At 57.3% G+C, this 1,190-nt stretch carries 1 rRNA gene; it reads right to left on the bottom strand.

Annotated elements, in window-relative coordinates:
- Positions 1-1,190: ribosomal RNA gene (locus tag ABT118_RS32630) — 23S ribosomal RNA — on the bottom strand; the annotation flags it as partial.

Below are 1,190 nucleotides of genomic sequence, written 5' to 3'. Positions count from 1 at the left end.
AATGAGTGACGGATTTGCCTATCACTCGGCCTACACCCTTACCCCGGGACAACCACCGCCCGGGCTGGACTACCTTCCTGCGTCACCCCATCGCTCACCTACTACCCTGTTGGGTCAGCGGCTCCACCACGTCCCATTGTCCGAAGACTCCGGGCCGGCTTCGCGGCTTTAGCATTCAGAGGTTCGACGTTGGCGCTTCAAAGCGGGTACGGGAATATCAACCCGTTGTCCATCGACTACGCCTGTCGGCCTCGCCTTAGGTCCCGACTTACCCTGGGCAGATCAGCTTGACCCAGGAACCCTTGGTCAATCGGCGCAAGAGTTTCCCACTCTTGTATCGCTACTCATGCCTGCATTCTCACTCGTGAACCGTCCACAACTGGATTCCTCCGCTGCTTCACCCGGCACACGACGCTCCCCTACCCATCACAGCAGGCGTTGGCCCTATATGCTGCAATGACACGACTTCGGCGGTGTACTTGAGCCCCGCTACATTGTCGGCGCGGAATCACTTGACCAGTGAGCTATTACGCACTCTTTCAAGGGTGGCTGCTTCTAAGCCAACCTCCTGGTTGTCTCTGCGACTCCACATCCTTTCCCACTTAGCACACGCTTAGGGGCCTTAGTCGGTGTTCTGGGCTGTTTCCCTCTCGACCATGGAGCTTATCCCCCACAGTCTCACTGCCACGCTCTCACTTACCGGCATTCGGAGTTTGGCTAAGGTCAGTAACCCGGTGAGGCCCATCGCCTATCCAGTGCTCTACCTCCGGCAAGAAACACGTGACGCTGCACCTAAATGCATTTCGGGGAGAACCAGCTATCACGGAGTTTGATTGGCCTTTCACCCCTAACCACAGGTCATCCCCCAGGTTTTCAACCCTGGTGGGTTCGGTCCTCCACGAAGTCTTACCTCCGCTTCAACCTGCCCATGGCTAGATCACTCCGCTTCGGGTCTTGGGCATGCAACTCAGACGCCCTATTCGGACTCGCTTTCGCTACGGCTACCCCACACGGGTTAACCTCGCTACACACCGCAAACTCGCAGGCTCATTCTTCAAAAGGCACGCAGTCACGAGACACACAGCAAGCTGCGCATCCGACGCTCCCACGGCTTGTAGGCACACGGTTTCAGGTACTATTTCACTCCGCTCCCGCGGTACTTTTCACCATTCCCTCACGGTACTATCCGC

Source organism: Kitasatospora sp. NPDC002040, assembly GCF_040296785.1.
GTDB lineage: Bacteria > Actinomycetota > Actinomycetes > Streptomycetales > Streptomycetaceae > Kitasatospora.
This window is presented reverse-complemented; position numbering and strand designations above follow the sequence as displayed.